Annotated in this window: 13 protein-coding genes; 5 read left to right on the forward strand and 8 right to left on the reverse strand. The window is 66.9% G+C overall.

Annotated elements, in window-relative coordinates:
- Nucleotides 1–4: 4 nt before the first annotated feature.
- Genes G6N42_RS14345 through G6N42_RS14355 form a run of 3 tightly spaced genes read left to right on the forward strand, consistent with a single transcriptional unit; the run spans nt 5 to nt 1,526 of the window.
- A complete protein-coding gene (locus G6N42_RS14345; protein WP_163730192.1) occupies nt 5–553 on the forward strand; it encodes an NUDIX domain-containing protein in 549 nt (182 codons plus the stop codon).
- Nucleotides 554–582: 29 nt separating this feature from the next.
- Nucleotides 583–978 carry a YybH family protein gene (locus G6N42_RS14350; RefSeq protein ID WP_163730193.1) on the forward strand — a complete coding sequence of 132 codons (396 nt, stop codon included), beginning with the start codon at nt 583–585 and terminating at the stop codon, nt 976–978.
- A gap of 47 nt (nt 979–1,025) precedes the next feature.
- Nucleotides 1,026–1,526, forward strand: a complete 501-nt coding sequence (locus G6N42_RS14355; protein WP_491052780.1) for an Rv2253 family sensor-like surface protein — start codon at nt 1,026–1,028, stop codon at nt 1,524–1,526.
- Here G6N42_RS14355 and G6N42_RS14360 read toward each other — a convergent pair.
- Together G6N42_RS14360 and pruA are read right to left on the reverse strand one after the other, a co-directional pair.
- Nucleotides 1,520–2,482, reverse strand: a complete 963-nt coding sequence (locus G6N42_RS14360; RefSeq protein WP_163730194.1) for a proline dehydrogenase family protein — start codon at nt 2,480–2,482, stop codon at nt 1,520–1,522. The genes G6N42_RS14355 and G6N42_RS14360 overlap by 7 nt on opposite strands.
- 1 nt (nt 2,483) lies before the next feature.
- The gene (gene pruA / locus G6N42_RS14365; RefSeq protein WP_163730195.1) at nt 2,484–4,112 is read right to left on the reverse strand and encodes an L-glutamate gamma-semialdehyde dehydrogenase; all 1,629 of its coding nucleotides are present in this window, start codon (nt 4,110–4,112) and stop codon (nt 2,484–2,486) included.
- A gap of 94 nt (nt 4,113–4,206) precedes the next feature.
- On the opposite strand from pruA, the gene G6N42_RS14370 reads away from it, so the two are divergent.
- Nucleotides 4,207–5,793 carry a PucR family transcriptional regulator gene (locus G6N42_RS14370; RefSeq protein WP_163730196.1) on the forward strand — a complete coding sequence of 529 codons (1,587 nt, stop codon included), beginning with the start codon at nt 4,207–4,209 and terminating at the stop codon, nt 5,791–5,793.
- On the opposite strand, the gene G6N42_RS14375 is transcribed toward G6N42_RS14370, so the two are convergent.
- The 6 genes from G6N42_RS14375 to G6N42_RS14400 are packed head-to-tail and all read right to left on the reverse strand — an operon-like array spanning nt 5,794 to nt 12,636.
- Nucleotides 5,794–6,798: a Rieske (2Fe-2S) protein gene (locus G6N42_RS14375; RefSeq protein ID WP_163730197.1), complete on the reverse strand. Its 1,005-nt coding sequence runs from the start codon at nt 6,796–6,798 to the stop codon at nt 5,794–5,796.
- Nucleotides 6,795–8,321, reverse strand: a complete 1,527-nt coding sequence (locus tag G6N42_RS14380) for an FAD-dependent oxidoreductase (protein WP_163730198.1) — start codon at nt 8,319–8,321, stop codon at nt 6,795–6,797. The genes G6N42_RS14375 and G6N42_RS14380 overlap by 4 nt, the downstream gene beginning before the upstream one ends.
- Nucleotides 8,318–9,031, reverse strand: a complete 714-nt coding sequence (locus tag G6N42_RS14385) for a class I SAM-dependent methyltransferase (RefSeq protein ID WP_163730199.1) — start codon at nt 9,029–9,031, stop codon at nt 8,318–8,320. The genes G6N42_RS14380 and G6N42_RS14385 overlap by 4 nt, the downstream gene beginning before the upstream one ends.
- A 37-nt stretch (nt 9,032–9,068) precedes the next feature.
- Nucleotides 9,069–10,016: a phytoene/squalene synthase family protein gene (locus G6N42_RS14390; protein ID WP_163730200.1), complete on the reverse strand. Its 948-nt coding sequence runs from the start codon at nt 10,014–10,016 to the stop codon at nt 9,069–9,071.
- Nucleotides 10,013–11,521: a phytoene desaturase family protein gene (crtI, locus tag G6N42_RS14395; protein ID WP_163730201.1), complete on the reverse strand. Its 1,509-nt coding sequence runs from the start codon at nt 11,519–11,521 to the stop codon at nt 10,013–10,015. Before crtI ends, G6N42_RS14390 begins: the two co-directional genes overlap by 4 nt.
- Before the next feature lie 2 nt (nt 11,522–11,523).
- Nucleotides 11,524–12,636: a polyprenyl synthetase family protein gene (locus G6N42_RS14400; protein ID WP_163737515.1), complete on the reverse strand. Its 1,113-nt coding sequence runs from the start codon at nt 12,634–12,636 to the stop codon at nt 11,524–11,526.
- Between the two features lie 227 nt (nt 12,637–12,863).
- Between G6N42_RS14400 and G6N42_RS14405 the strand changes: the two genes are divergently transcribed.
- The gene (locus G6N42_RS14405) at nt 12,864–14,375 is read left to right on the forward strand and encodes a carotenoid oxygenase family protein (RefSeq protein ID WP_163730202.1); all 1,512 of its coding nucleotides are present in this window, start codon (nt 12,864–12,866) and stop codon (nt 14,373–14,375) included.
- Nucleotides 14,376–14,381 lie beyond the last annotated feature (6 nt).

Raw genomic sequence — 14,381 nt, forward strand, 5'->3', positions numbered from 1 at the left:
GCGCGTGGATTTCATCGAGACAGTTGCTTCGCGGCAGATCTACCGGAACAACTGGTTCTCGCTGCGCGAAGACGATATTCGTCGGCCCGACGGCAGCGACGGCATTTACGCGGTCGTCGACAAACCGACGTACGCGCTGGTGATCGCGCAGCAGGGCGATCGGCTCCACCTGGTGGAGCAGTATCGCTACCCGTTGGGCATGCGGCGCTGGGAGTTCCCCCAGGGCACCGTGCAGGACGACACCGATCCCGAGCCGTTCGAGCTTGCCGCGCGGGAATTGCGTGAGGAGACGGGGCTGCGCGCCGAGGCGATGACGATCATCGGGCAGCTCGACGTCGCGCCGGGGATGAGCAGCCAGCGCGGCCTGGTGTTTCATGCGACGGGTATCACCGAAGGCGAACACGCCCGTGAACACGAGGAACAGGACATGCGCAGCGCATGGTTTGCCCGCACCGAGGTGGAGCGGATGATGCGCGACGGCGACATCACCGACGCCCAGTCCATCGCGGCGTATGCGCTGTTGCTGTTGTCGCAAACGCCGCCGTTCCGATGAGTTCTGAGCCGTGCCGTGGTCTACCCCGTATGAGCGACGAGGCGACCATCCGCAAACTGATCACCGATTGGGCCGCGGCGGTCCATACGGGCGATCTTGATTCTGTGCTGGCAGACCACGATTCGGACATCGTGATGTTCGATGTCCCACCGCCGTACCGGGGTGTGCGCGGCATGGACGAATACCGGGGTTCCTGGCCGCCGTTCTTCGAGTTTCAGCGTCAGGGCGCGTCATTCGACATCGAAGAACTCGACGTGACGGCGGGCGAGGATGTCGCGTTCGCGTGGGCGCTGCTGCGGTGCGGCAAGCCCGAGGAATTCGAGTCCAACCCCGACAACAGGCTGAGGCTGACGATAGGGCTGCGCAAGCGCGACGGCCGCTGGGTCGTCACCCACGAGCACCACTCGTTCTGCTTGACCGACTAGCGCGGCGCGCCGTCGACGTCCGTCGGGCGTGCACGGATACCGTCACGATCGTGTCCAGGCGAACTCTCACCGCCGTGTTCGTCGCCGTCGTCCTGGGCAGCCTGGTGACCGCCCCGCACGCGCATGCCACGGGCCAGATCTGGAACGGCACGTTCTCGCTGCTGCGGTACGCGGCCTCGAAGACCGGCACGAGCATGGCCGCCCGGCAGCACGAGCCCGACTTCAGCGATGTGTACCTGTTTTCCACCGACTGTTCGACGGGCACCTGCGTGTCGACCGTCGTCGGCGGCCCCAAGCCCGCGAATCCGACGCTGCCGTTACCGCCCCGCTACACGTGGGACGGCATCCGATGGGTGCACGTCTACGACTGGCAGTGGGACTGTTATCTGGGCGAAGGCGTGCCGAAGCAGTGGAACCCGGCGCATTCGGTCGCGTACTACACCCCGCAAGCCGACGGGACGCTACGCGGAGTCTGGCGCACCGATATCGACGGTGGACCGTGTGACGGCAGCGTCATCATGAACGTCGCGGCGTATCCCGCTCAGTGACGGCGTTCGGCCAGGGCACGCAGAAAGAAGGTCAGGTTGGCGGGCCGCTCGGCCAGTCGCCGCACGAAGTAGCCGTACCACTGCGTGCCGAACGGCACATAGACCCGGACGTGATTGCCCTCGGCGGCCAGCCTGCACTGCTCGGCGTCGCGGATTCCGTACAGCATCTGATATTCGAAATCGTCGACGCCCCTGTTGAACTCGCGCGTTAGGGCGGGAACCGCCTCGATGATCGCAGGATCGTGTGAGGCGACCATCGGATAGCCGTTGCCCGCCATCAGCACTCGCAGGCATGTGAGATAAGACGCGGTGACGTCGTCACCATCGCGGTACGCCACCGATGCGGGCTCGTCGTACGCGCCCTTGCACAGCCGAATGCGCGCGCCAGAGGCGGCGAACTCCCTGCAGTCGGTCTCGGTGCGCCGCAGGTACGCCTGCAAAACCGTGCCCAGCCAACCGAACTCGGCGCGCAGGTCGCGGACGATGGACAGCGTCGAGTCCGTGGTCGAGTGGTCCTCGGCGTCGACGGTGACCCAAGCGCCGGCACGCTGCGCCCGCTCGCAGATGGTGTGGGCGTTCTCTAGCGCGATCTTCTCGCCGTCGCGGGGCAACGCCTGCCCCAGCGCCGACAGCTTCAGTGACACCTCGAGCGGGCGCACCGCCGCCGCGGGCTCGTCGCGACGGTCCAGCGCATCGAGCAATGCCAGGTAGGCGTCGACGGTGGCGTTCGCCGCGTCGACGTCGGTGACGTCCTCGCCGAGATAGTCGATCGACACCAGGCGCTCCGAATTCCGCAACTGCGCAACGGAGTCCAGCGCATGCGCCACCGTCTCACCGGGTACGAAGCGGTGCACCACCTGCCGGGTGACGGGCAGGCGCTCCGCTGTGCGGCGCAATCCGTCCGACCGGCTGACAGCCATGATCGCCGGGCGCGCGACCCGCTCGAAGACACCCACGTCACGCCTCCATGTGGGGATAGGTGTGGTTCGTCGGGGGGACGAACGTCTCCTTGATCGACCGGGCCGACGTCCAGCGCAACAGATTCAGCGGCGAGCCGGCCTTGTCATTGGTTCCCGATGCCCGTGAGCCACCGAACGGCTGCTGCCCAACGACCGCACCGGTCGGCTTGTCGTTGACGTAGAAGTTGCCCGCGGCATGACGCAACCGTCGCTGCGCCGTCAGCACCGCCGCACGGTCATCGGCGATCACCGCTCCGGTCAGCGCGTAGCGCGCGCCGTCGTCGACGACGTCGATGACACGTTCGTAGTCGCCGTCCGGATACACGTGTACCGAGAGGATCGGACCGAAGTACTCGGTGGAAAACGATTCGTCGCTCGGATCATCGGACAGCAGCACCGTCGGTTTGACGAAATAGCCTTCGCTGTCGTCGTATTCGCCACCGACGGCGACGGTGACGTTCGCGGCGCTCTTGGCACGCTCGATCGCGGTGACGTTCTTCGCGAATGCCCGCTCGTCGATGAGGGCGCCGCCGAAATTGGTCAGGTCGGTGACGTCGCCGTACGTCAATGCTTCAGTGGCGGAGAGGAAGTCGTCACCCATCTGTTGCCACACCGATCGGGGGATGAACGCCCGTGACGCCGCCGAGCACTTCTGACCCTGGTAGTCGAACGCTCCACGGATCAACGCAGTGCGCAACACGTCGGGCCGAGCCGAGGAATGCGCCAGCACGAAATCCTTGCCGCCGGTCTCCCCGACCAACCGCGGATAGGTGTGGTAGCGGTCGATATGGGTGCCGACCTCACGCCACAGATGCTGGAACGTCGCCGTCGACCCCGTGAAGTGGATGCCGGCCAGTCGCGGATCGGCAAGTGCCACATCGGAAACCGCGAGGCCGTCACCCGCCACCAGGTTGATGACGCCCGGCGGCAGGCCGGCCGCCTCGAGCAACTGCATGGTCAGGTATGCGGCGAAGGTCTGCGTGGGCGACGGCTTCCACACCACGGTGTTGCCCATCAGCGCGGGCGCGCTGGGCAGATTGCCCGCGATCGCGGTGAAGTTGAACGGGGTGATGGCGTAGACGAATCCCTCGAGCGGCCGGTAGTCGGTCCGGTTCCAGACGCCCCGCGCGCTGATCGGCTGTTCGGCGTAGATCTCGCGGGCGAACCCGACGTTGAATCGCCAGAAGTCGATCAGTTCACACGCGGCGTCGATCTCGGCCTGGTACGCGGTCTTGGACTGGCCCAGCATGGTCGCTGCGCACAACTTCTCGCGCCACGGTCCGGCGAGCAGTTCGGCGGCGCGCAGGAAGACCGCGGCGCGCTCGTCGAACGGCGTGGCCTCCCAGCCGGGCTTGGCGGCGATCGCGGCGTCGATGGCGGCGGTCGCATCGGCGTGCTCGGCGTTGGTGAAGGTACCCAGCCGTGCGCTGTGACGGTGGGGCTGCACCACATCGGCGCGCTCCCCGCCACCCATGCGGTGGGCGCCGCCGATCACATGGGGCAGGTCGATCGGATCGGCGGCAAGGGCCGAAAGGGCTTCGGTGAGCCGGGAGCGCTCCCCTGAACCCGGGGCGTAGTCGAGAACCGGTTCATTGGCCGGGGCGGGCACGTCGCTGATGGCGTCCATCCAGTAAGGATCCCCGCTCGGACCGTTTTCAACCGATGGCTGATCAGACAAAGCGGTGTTGGATCTATAGTGTGATCACACAAAGGAGGTCGCGATGACGGCACTGTCTTCCGGCCTCGGGCTCGGCAAGCTGCTGCTGGCCTTGGACCGCACGATGGTGACGCTCGTCGAAGCCCCCCGCGGCCTCGACATGCCGGTCGGTTCGGTGGCGCTCGTCGACGCCGACGACGTCCGGTTGGGTTTGGCGGTCGGTGCCGGTTCCGCCGATCTCTTCTTCCTGCTCGGCGTCGCCGACGCCGAGGCCGTGCGGTGGCTCGAGCAGCAGTTCGCGGGTTCGGGAACGGTGCCGACGGCCATCTTCGTCAAGGAACCCACCGACGCCGCGGTAAGGAGGGCCGTCGCACTCGGTACCGCGGTCGTGGCCGTCGACCCGCGAGCCCGGTGGGAGTCGCTCTACCGTCTCGTCACCCACGCCTTCGACCATCACGGCGACCGGGACGACCGCGACTCGGGCACCGACCTGTTCGGCCTCGCGCAATCGATCGCCGACGGCACCCGCGGCATGGTCAGCATCGAGGACGAACAATCACACGTGCTCGCGTACTCGGCGTCCAGTGACGACGCGGACGAGTTGCGCCGCCTGACGATCCTGGGCCGCGCTGGTCCGCCCGAGCACCTGGAGTGGATCGCGCAGTGGGGCATATTCGACGCGCTGCGGGCGGGCGGCGATGTCGTGCGCGTCGCCGAGCGCCCCGAGTTGGGTCTGCGCCCGCGGTTGGCGGTCGGCATTCACCTGCCCAGTACCGATACGCGTCGCCCGCCGACCTTCGCAGGCACGATCTGGCTCCAGCAGGGCTCCGCGCCGCTGGCCGACGACGCCGAGGAGATTCTGCGCGGCGGTGCGGTGCTGGCGGCGCGGATCATGACGCGACTGGCAGCGACGCCGTCGACCCACGCGGTGCAGGTGCAAGAACTACTCGGGCTGGCCGGCGACGATGTCGACATCGCTGCGATAGCGCGGGAACTGGGAATCACCGTCGACGGCCGGGCGGCGCTCGTCGGCTTCCAGGGCGGCCCGTCTGCACCAACCGGAGTCATCGCGTTGAGCGCCGGCGCTTTTCGTGCCGATGCCCAGACGGTCTCGGCCGGTGGCCGGGTCTACGTGCTGCTACCCAAGATCGGTGCACCGTCGTCGGTGATGTCGTGGGTGCGTGGAGTCGTGACCGCGATGCATCGCGAACTCGGCCTCACGCTTCGTGCCGTCGTCGCGGCCCCGCTAGGCGGACTGGCAGGCGCGGCGTCCGCCCGCGTCGAGATCGACCGCGTCTTCGACAGCGCCGATCGCCATCCCGGCGCGATCGGACAAATCACCTCGCTGGACGAGGCGCACACCACCGTGCTCCTCGACGAGATCGTGTCGCACGTCGCCGGACGGTCGCGGCTCGTCGACCCGCGGGTGCGACTCCTGCGTGACGAGGATCCGATGCTGGCCGAGACACTGCGGGCCTACCTCGACGGCTTCGGCGACGTGGCCGCCGTCGCCAAGCACCTACACGTGCACCCCAACACAGTGCGGTACCGGGTTCGGCGCATCGAGACGTTGCTGTCCACCACGCTGGACGACCCCGACGTGCGGTTGCTGTTCTCGCTCGGACTGCGCGCCACCGCCGACACGAACTGATCAAAGGCTGCGCAGCTTGAAGATTCGTTCGGCGTAAGCCAGGTCGTCACGCCACAGCCTCGCGGCCGCATGCCGCATGAACGGCTTGATCAACGGCGCTGCGCGCGTCGCGTAGGCGAAGCCCGATCGGTCCGAATGGGCGATCACGGCCTCGATCACCGCGGTGCGCGGAGATCCGTCGGGGCCCGAACCCACCGGTGTGGCATGGGTTTCCACGACGCTGCCCGTTCCCTCCCCGTCGACAATGCGCATCACGATCGTCCGCGGCTCTGAGCTGGTGAATTCGGCGACGACCGGCACCCCCAGTCTGCCGATGCGAAAGGTGACTGCGACGAGGAAGCGGTCCATGTCCTCGGGAAGGTCATCGTCGGCGGGCGGAGCCGACAGCACTTCCAGACGGCTGAACGAGTACGGGTGAAACCACGACCCGTGCCACGGATCCATCCGGTTGGCGATGATGTCGCTCGGCTCGCACGTTCCGACGAGCCGTGTCACAGCGTGCATCTGTTCGCCGTCAGGGCGTACCGGCAACACGGGCATTTCGGTCGGTGTTTCTCCTCCGATGCTGTCGAGCCGCACCCACGCCAACACTCCATCGTCGTGGCAAGGATATGGCCGCCAACCGAACTCCCGTCCGCCCTCCAGTCGCAGCCCATGCCATGGACATATCAGGGCACCACAGTCGACCGTCCCGGTCGCGAGGTCTGCTCCAAGATGGGGGCACGCGCCGGGTCCCACCTTCAGAGCACCGTCCGCGCCACGCCAGGCAACCAGTTCCTGTCCCGCCACCGACGTGCCGTATGGCCGGTTCTTGATCGCGTCACTGGCGCCGAGGACGTACCAGTTGCCGCTCGGCCGCTGTTGCGAACGCCGCAGTGCCGCGTCGATCACCGCCGGCACGGCGTCACGGTAGGTCGGTCGCTGTGCGGGCCACGACAGCGCGGGCAGCAGGTCGAACGGGACCGTCTTGGACAGCCGCGACCGAAGTTTCGCGATCCTGCTCATTCTGGCTTGGGCCTTACCCGTTCGGCGACTCGACTCAACAGCGCCATCCGCCCGTGGTTCGGGACCGTCTGCAGTGAGTGACCTCGAATGCCGAAGCGATCGAGAAGTTGGTTCGCCGCCGACCATCCCGTCGTCGCGGCGCGTTCCATCAGCGCGACAGGCAGATCGATGCGGATACCGTCACCGGCAAGCACCAGTCCGTCATCGGGAGTCGTCACGACCGGCCGGTCGGCGAAGTCGCCTGGCGCGAAGCGCGGACAGTCGTTGTGCCAGAGCACCTTTTCGGCGACGACCCGAGCACCGCGGGTCTCCGGATACAGCTCGTGGAGGCGACCCAGCAGCCGGTCACGCAGAGTATCGTCAGGCGCCTTCACCGCGTATGAGTGCAGTTCCACCACCGATCCGCCATGCTCGCGTGACCAGTCCGCCGCCTCGCGTTCGTAGCGCTCGAGCACGCTGACGTTGTCCAGCGGTGGCCTGCCGCCTGTTCCGATGAACGGCGCTCGGTCGGAATTCACCTTCTTGTCCAGCCACAACCGATGCACGATGAACGGCGGCGCTTGACCGAGTTTTGCCACGCTCTTGCGCCAGTCATCGTCGCCGATACCGGCAGAGTTCTCGACGATGCGTTGCAGGCCGGCGACATCGGTAGCCAGAACGACACCGTCGGCGTGTAGTTCCGCTCCGCCGTCGAGACCGACCGTCCAACTCTGCCCGTGTCGCACCTCGCTCACCGACGTCTCGCGGTGTACGCGAACACCAAGCGACTCGAGGTAGGCGCCCAGCGGGTTCCACAGCGCCACATCGAAATTGGCATCGGCCACGTCGAAGATCAGCCCCTCGCGGGAGCCGAGAAAGTAGATGTGGAACATCGCTGCCAGTTCGGCTGCCGACAGGTCAGTCGGCTCCGCGAAGAAGCTTCTGGAGAAAACCTCGAACGCCAGATGCCGCGCCGCTGTGGGAAAGTTGATGTCGCGCAGGAAGGAGTCAGCATCCACGTGGTCGAGGCGGTCATAGATGTCCGGTACCGACACCGCCGCCAGCGGGGCGGCCGCTCGCGCGTCGAGCCGGACGAGGTCTCGTAGCCGGAACGTGGGACTGCGCAGAGCGAACAGCATCGCGTTGAGCGGTGGCGTCAGCGGCAAACCCCGAAAAGTGTCGGTGCGGCCTTCGGCGTCGACAAGCGGGTAGTCATCCACCGGCTTGAGCATCGCGAGCGCAGGATCGATGCGCCGCAGCAGGTTTCGCAGGTTGTAATACTGCCGGAAGAACGCGTGGAAGCCGCGATTCATCGCGACCTCAGAGTCATCGGAAAGTCGCTCGGTCCATCCGCCGACCCGGCCGCCCAGGTAGCCCTGGCGCTCGATGAGGTCCACCGCGACGCCCCGCTCGGCCAATCCCGTGGCCGCAGCAAGGCCCGCGATGCCTGCGCCGACCACGACGACGCGAGGGCGCTCTGCCAGTTCAGATGCGTTCGCCACGCCAGATGGCGCGGGATGGGTCTGAGCGCGCGAATCGGTCATCGTCGTGGGGCCTGCCCCAGGAAAGTGTGCACGATGTTGCGCTGCCAACCGGGCATCGTCTCGCTGCGGACGGACTCGAAGCCGTTCGCCTGCATCCTGTGCCGGAAGGCTTCCACGCCGTCGAAGGTGTTCACACTGCGCCGGAGGTAGGTGTAGAGCGAGGCATCACCACTGCGCAAGCGACCGCTGGGAATGATGATCGCGGTACACACCGCGTTCCACACCGCCGTGGCGAACTTGGAATCGCGGACCGAGTATTCGTGCACTGCAAGCGTTCCGCCCGGTCGCAGGAGTTCACGAAACCTGCGTAGCTGCCCGTCTCTGTCGGTGACGTTGCGGATCAGGTAAGCCGCCAGGATGCCGTCGAACGGTCCGCCGACGCCGGCGTCGGCAAGGTCCTCGATCCGAGACTGCACGAAGCTGACCGACGACGGCCACGCTTTCGCCCGCGCCTGTGTCAGCATCCCCTCCGAGGCGTCGACCGCGACGATCTCGGCTTCGGGCGCGACGGCCAGCAGCGCCGCGGTCGACGCCCCGGTGCCGCATCCGGCGTCGAGCAGGCGTAACCCACGGCCATCGTCGGCGATCCGCATACGCTGCGCCGAGAGTCGCAGGTGATCGTGGTAGCCAGGATTGGCGCCGACGAGCTTGTCGTAGGCAGGCGCCCCGGCGTCAAACGCACCGGGAATCTCGTTGGAGGACAGACTCACAGCGTCTCCTTGGTGACCAGCGCCCAACGGTCCATCGTCACGTCCCTGAATGGCGCACTCGGGCGACCCACGCTTCGATGAACCCGCGACCAGCGACCTGGAGTCGGCGGCCCGTGCCGACGGTGGCGCGTTGATCGAATACCGCGAATTCGAGTTCTTCGATGCGGTCGAGGATTTCAGAGTACAACGTGAGCGCAGCCGAAATGCACGGTCTCGATCGAGGATGAAGCAGGGCAATGCCCTGCTCGGCGAACCGGTAGATGCGTCTGGTCTCCGCGTGCTGTTCCTCCAGAGCGCGCCGCACTCGCGGGTCGGTCTGGCGATGGTCGTGACACCAGTTCAGAACGTCGCGGTCCACGTCGTGGACGGCCAGTTCGTCGGCGGGTAGATAGATCCGTCCGCGCTGCAGGTCTTCATCGACATCGCGCAGGAAGTTGGTGAGCTGGAACGCCTTTCCGAGTGCTGCGGCGTACGGTGCAGCCTCGGTGGATTCGCAGACGGTACCCAGGACGGGCAGCATTTGAAGTCCGATCACTTCGGCGGAGCCGTACATGTATCGGTCGAGTGCAGCGCGATCGGGGTAGTCGGTGGTCGTCAGATCCATTCGCATCGAGGACAGGAAGTCGTCGAAGTGTTCCCACGGGATGCCATATCTGCGCGCGGTGTCGACCACCGCCGCCAACGACGGATCACCATCATCGGTGGCGCCGGTCGTCATGCGGTTGAACAACCGTGTCGCCAACCGCTGCAATTCATCCGAACGCTCCGCGCTGGACAGCGACGGGTCGAAGTCGTCCAGGATGTCATCGGCTCGCCGAGCGAATCCGTAGAGCGCGTGCACGGCGGGACGCTGCTGCGGGGTGAGCAACCTCGTGGCAAGGAAGAACGTGCGACCGTGCTGCGAGTTCAAGGTGCGGCAGCGTCGGTAGGCGTCCCGCAACACGGGGTCGTGGACACCGGCGGCATGGAGTTCTGAGCTGATCATGATTGCACCACCCGTAGTTGGCGTCGCCGGGTCACGGCGCCGGTGATTCTGTCGGCGGCCAGGCGGCCCGACATCAACGCTGTGGGAACACCTACCCCCGGCACTGTCGAGGATCCGGCGAGGACGGCGTTGTCGATACCGCGCACGGTGTTCGCCGGCCGGAACGGACCGGTCTGCCCGAAGGTGTGGGCCAGCGCGAACGGCGTGCCCGCCAGCATGCCCTGGCGCGCCCAGTCCGCAGGGTCGACGACGTGCAGCAGTTCGGCGCCGCGGCCGAGCGACGGCATCCGGTTCTGGACGGCCCGCAAGATGCTGTCGGTGTATGCCGGACCCGTTGCGGCCCAATCGACATTGCCCACAGCGGTGTTCGGCGCGGGAGCCAGGATGTAGAGCAGATCGCGACCGGCGGGCGCCAGCCCCGCGTCACCCGCCGTGGGCCTGGTGACAAGCAGCGACGGGTCGCCCATCACCCGTCCGTCGTCGATGATGTCCCGGAATGTCTGCTGCCAGGCCTGGCCGAACAGAATGGTGTGGTGGCCGACGTCGGGATCGACCGCCTGGCAACCGACGTGCGCGACGACGGCCGATGGTGCGGGCCGAAGCCGAAGCAGCCTGCGCGGTTCACGGCCGAGGAGGCGATAGGTCTCCGGTAGCTCCGTGGTCAGCACGACCGCGTCTGCCGGGACACGCTCACCGGTGCTGGTGTGCACGGCCGTCACCTCTGACCCACTGCGCTCCAGTGCGGAAACTGCGGCGCTGTAACGGAATTGGACTCCTGCACCGGCGGCGGCCGCGGCCAGCGCATCAGGCAGGGCGCGCATGCCGCCGCGCGGGAAGAAGACTCCGGAGATGGTGTCCATGTAGGCGATCACGGCGTATACGGCCAGTGCCCGCTGCGGCGGGACCCCGGCGTACAGCGCTTGAAAGGTGAACACCCGCCGCAGCCGTTCGTCGCTGATGAACTTGCGCACCATGCGATCCCACCGACGAAAGCCGCCGATGGCCGTCAACCGCGCCAGCGCAGGCGTGAGCAGTGACAGCGGTGAGTCGAAGTTCGATGCGATGAAACCGTCGAACTCGACGTCATAGAGCCGGGTCAGCCAGTCACGTAGCTGCAGGTAGCCGTCGGCCTGCCCGCGGCCCGCGAACCGCTCGATCTCGGCGGCCATCGCCTCTCGGTCGCTGTGCACGTTCAAGGAGCTGCCGTCGGCGAACGACGCGTGGTAAGCCGGATCGACCCGCATGAGGTCGAGGCGATCGGACAGCGATTCGCCGACGGCAGCGAATGCGTCGTCGATGAGGTCAGGCATCGTCAGCACGGTCGGGCCCGTATCGAGGCGGTATCCGTCGATGTCGAGGCGCCCCACCCGTCCCCCGGGATGTGGCGCCCGTTCGATCACCGTGACCTCCCGGCCACGCCCTGCGAGATGCAGAGCCGCCGACAGCCCCGCAAGGCCCGCACCGACCACGACCACCCGCTGGGCGTTGCCTCCAATGGTTTTCACGATCACGCCGTCCGTGCAGTGCATGCCGTGGCCATGTCCGCCAAGGCCACTCGGACCTCTGGGCGCACGTCGGCACCGTCGACGAGCGTCAGGGCATGCGTGAGCCGCGAGTCGATCAGTTTCTCGATCCAATCGACGGCGCCGGTGGCGACGATCAGTTCACGCCAGCGGTTGATGTCGTCGACGTCGAGGGCGTCCGCGCGCATCAGGCCGCGCAGTTGCCTGCGCAGCACCCTGTCCGCCAGGTGGTAGGCGGCCGCTACGACGGTTGTCGCCTTGCCCTCCAAAAGGTCGCTGCCGCTGGGCTTTCCCGTGATCGAAGGCGATCCGAAGATGCCGAGTAGATCGTCACGCATCTGGAAGGCCTCACCGATGGCGTCACCGTAGCCGCCGAGCATCGCCATCACCGACTCGTCGCAGCCCGCCATGGCCGCGCCCATTTCAAGTGGTCGCCGCACGGTGTAGTTGCCGGACTTGCGGCGCGACACCGACAGCACGCGGTCCAGGGTCGGGAACCTGCTCGAGTCGTTGATCAGGTCGGCGAATTGTCCTATCGCGAGTTCGGTGCGCATCGCGTCATAGCGAGGCCAGACCCGCTCGAGGGCGGCGGTCGGGACGCGACTCTCCCGCATCATCTGGGCCGCCCAGACCAGGCACAGATCCCCAAGCAGCACCGCGGCGGATTCTCCGAAACGATCCGGCGATCCGCGCAACGCCCGCCGCCGATACCACTGCGCGAATGCGATGTGGCCGGCGTCTCGGCCCCGACGCAGGGTGGAGCTATCCATGACATCGTCCTGCAAGAGGGCGAACGCGTGCAGCAGCTCGAGGCCGGCGGCTGCTCGCAGCGCCGCAGGATCGTGGTCGGCGCCGCACAACCAGCCCAGGTACATGAACGTCGACCGCACGCACTTGCCTCCGTCGAGGAAATCGCGCAACACGTCGGCCGCGATGTCGACCCCGGCAGCCTGAAGCTCGGGTGCGCACCGGGTGTCGACGAACTCGGCGACGATCCCCTGCACAGCACGGCGCAACGCACTGCGCCAGTGCTCGCCGCCCAGGTCGGCAGCCGGCCGCGACCCGTTGGCCGCCCGTGACACCACCTCGTCAAGCATGCGTGAGCCGATCGCTGACACGCACCACTCCTTCCGCGCCGTGTGCGGTCCAACTTACCCAGGGCTGGCGACCCCAACCTATGAACATAGATACCCGCTTCGCGCTAAATTGCATCGCTCTTGCATCGATTAGTCACGCAAACGTCATCACTGTCAACCGTTCGACGGACACAGCAATCAGCCCCAAGGTGGTCGCGCACCGCTCGCCAACGGAGCACGATCGGTACATGACGACCGCAGCCCGGACCCGCAGCACGGACAATCCCTATCTCAACGGCAACTACGCGCCGGTCAGGGAGGAAATCACCGCCCTCGACCTAGAGGTCACCGGAACCATCCCGGAGTATCTCGACGGTCGCTATCTCCGCATCGGACCCAACCCTCTCGGCGATCCGGATCCCGCCCGCTACCACTGGTTCCTCGGCGACGGCATGGCGCACGGACTACGTCTGCGCGACGGCCAGGCGCAGTGGTACCGCAACCGGTGGGTGCGCTCTGCGGCCGTGGCGCGCCGGCTGGGCGAGACCTGGCGCGGAGGTCCGACCGCGGGCGGCTTCGACTTCGCGGCGAACACCAACATCCTCGAACAAGGCGGCAGGACCCTGGCCATCGTCGAGGCCGGCGGACGTCCGTACGAGCTGACCGACGAGCTGGAGACCGTCGGCCCCTCCGACTTCTGCGGCACGCTGTTCGGCGGATACTCCGCCCACCCCAAGCGGGACCCGGTGACCGGTGAGCTGCACGCCGTTTCATACAGCCCGGTGCGCGGGAACATCGTGAGGTACACCGTGACGGGTGTCGACGGGAAGGTGCGTCGTACGGTCGACATCCGTTTGAAGGCGCAGACGATGATGCACGACTTCTCGCTCACCGAAAAATATGTCGTGCTCTATGACTTGCCGGTCGCGCTGGAGCTGCGCGGCCAAGCACAGACTCCGACGGCGAAGGCTGCCACGGGTCTGCTGACCCATGTCGTGGAGCGTCACGCGCTGCCGGATTTCGTCCTGCGACGGGCCATGCGCAAATCCGGCCAGGGGGGCGGGGCGCCCTCGGGCGGCATGCCCTATCGCTGGGCCCCGGAACGGCAGGCCCGCGTCGGGGTGATGCCTCGCGAGGGCACCGCTGCCGACATCCGTTGGTTCGAAGTGCAGCCCTGCTACGTCTTCCATCCACTGAACGCCTACGACGTGTCTTCGCCGGAAGGCGACAGCATTGTGCTCGACATCGTTCGGCATTCGTCGGTCTTCACGACCGGCAACAGCTTGGTACCCGGCACGCAGACTCTGGACCGGTGGACCGTCGATCTGGCCGCAGGCAGAGTTCGTGAAGAACGCCTCGACGACACCGTCCAGGAGTTCCCGCGGGTCGACGAGCGGCGCGTCGGTCGCCCGAACAGGTTCGGCTACGCGGTCGGCTATGTCGGAGGCTCCGCAGGAATCACCGAAGCGGACTCGATCCTGAAGCACGACCTGGAGACCAAACGCACCCAGAAGGCGACCTTCGGCGCGGGTCGTGAACCCGGCGAGTTCGTCTTCGTGCCATCCAGCGCGGACGCTGCCGAGGACGACGGGGTCGTCATGGGGTTCGTCTACGACCCGGCCACCGACCGCAGTGAGCTTGTGCTCCTCGACGCGCAGACGCTGGAAACGGTCGCTACGGTGCACCTTCCGGCCCGCGTACCGCACGGATTTCACGGCAACTGGGCACCGACCCAGGGATCGGGCCCGCAGCGAAGCTAGGGGAAA

It is taken from the genome of Mycobacterium gallinarum, assembly GCF_010726765.1.
Taxonomy (GTDB): Bacteria; Actinomycetota; Actinomycetes; order Mycobacteriales; family Mycobacteriaceae; genus Mycobacterium; species Mycobacterium gallinarum.

Coding starts and splice junctions, on each gene's coding strand:
- G6N42_RS14380 (WP_163730198.1), bottom strand. CDS start 8,321: ATGACCGATTCGCGCGCTCAGACCCATCCCGCGCCATCTGGCGTGGCG.
- G6N42_RS14370 (WP_163730196.1), top strand. CDS start 4,207: ATGACGGCACTGTCTTCCGGCCTCGGGCTCGGCAAGCTGCTGCTGGCC.
- pruA (WP_163730195.1), bottom strand. CDS start 4,112: ATGGACGCCATCAGCGACGTGCCCGCCCCGGCCAATGAACCGGTTCTC.
- G6N42_RS14400 (WP_163737515.1), bottom strand. CDS start 12,636: ATGCTTGACGAGGTGGTGTCACGGGCGGCCAACGGGTCGCGGCCGGCT.
- G6N42_RS14350 (WP_163730193.1), top strand. CDS start 583: ATGAGCGACGAGGCGACCATCCGCAAACTGATCACCGATTGGGCCGCG.
- G6N42_RS14405 (WP_163730202.1), top strand. CDS start 12,864: ATGACGACCGCAGCCCGGACCCGCAGCACGGACAATCCCTATCTCAAC.
- G6N42_RS14375 (WP_163730197.1), bottom strand. CDS start 6,798: ATGAGCAGGATCGCGAAACTTCGGTCGCGGCTGTCCAAGACGGTCCCG.
- G6N42_RS14390 (WP_163730200.1), bottom strand. CDS start 10,016: ATGATCAGCTCAGAACTCCATGCCGCCGGTGTCCACGACCCCGTGTTG.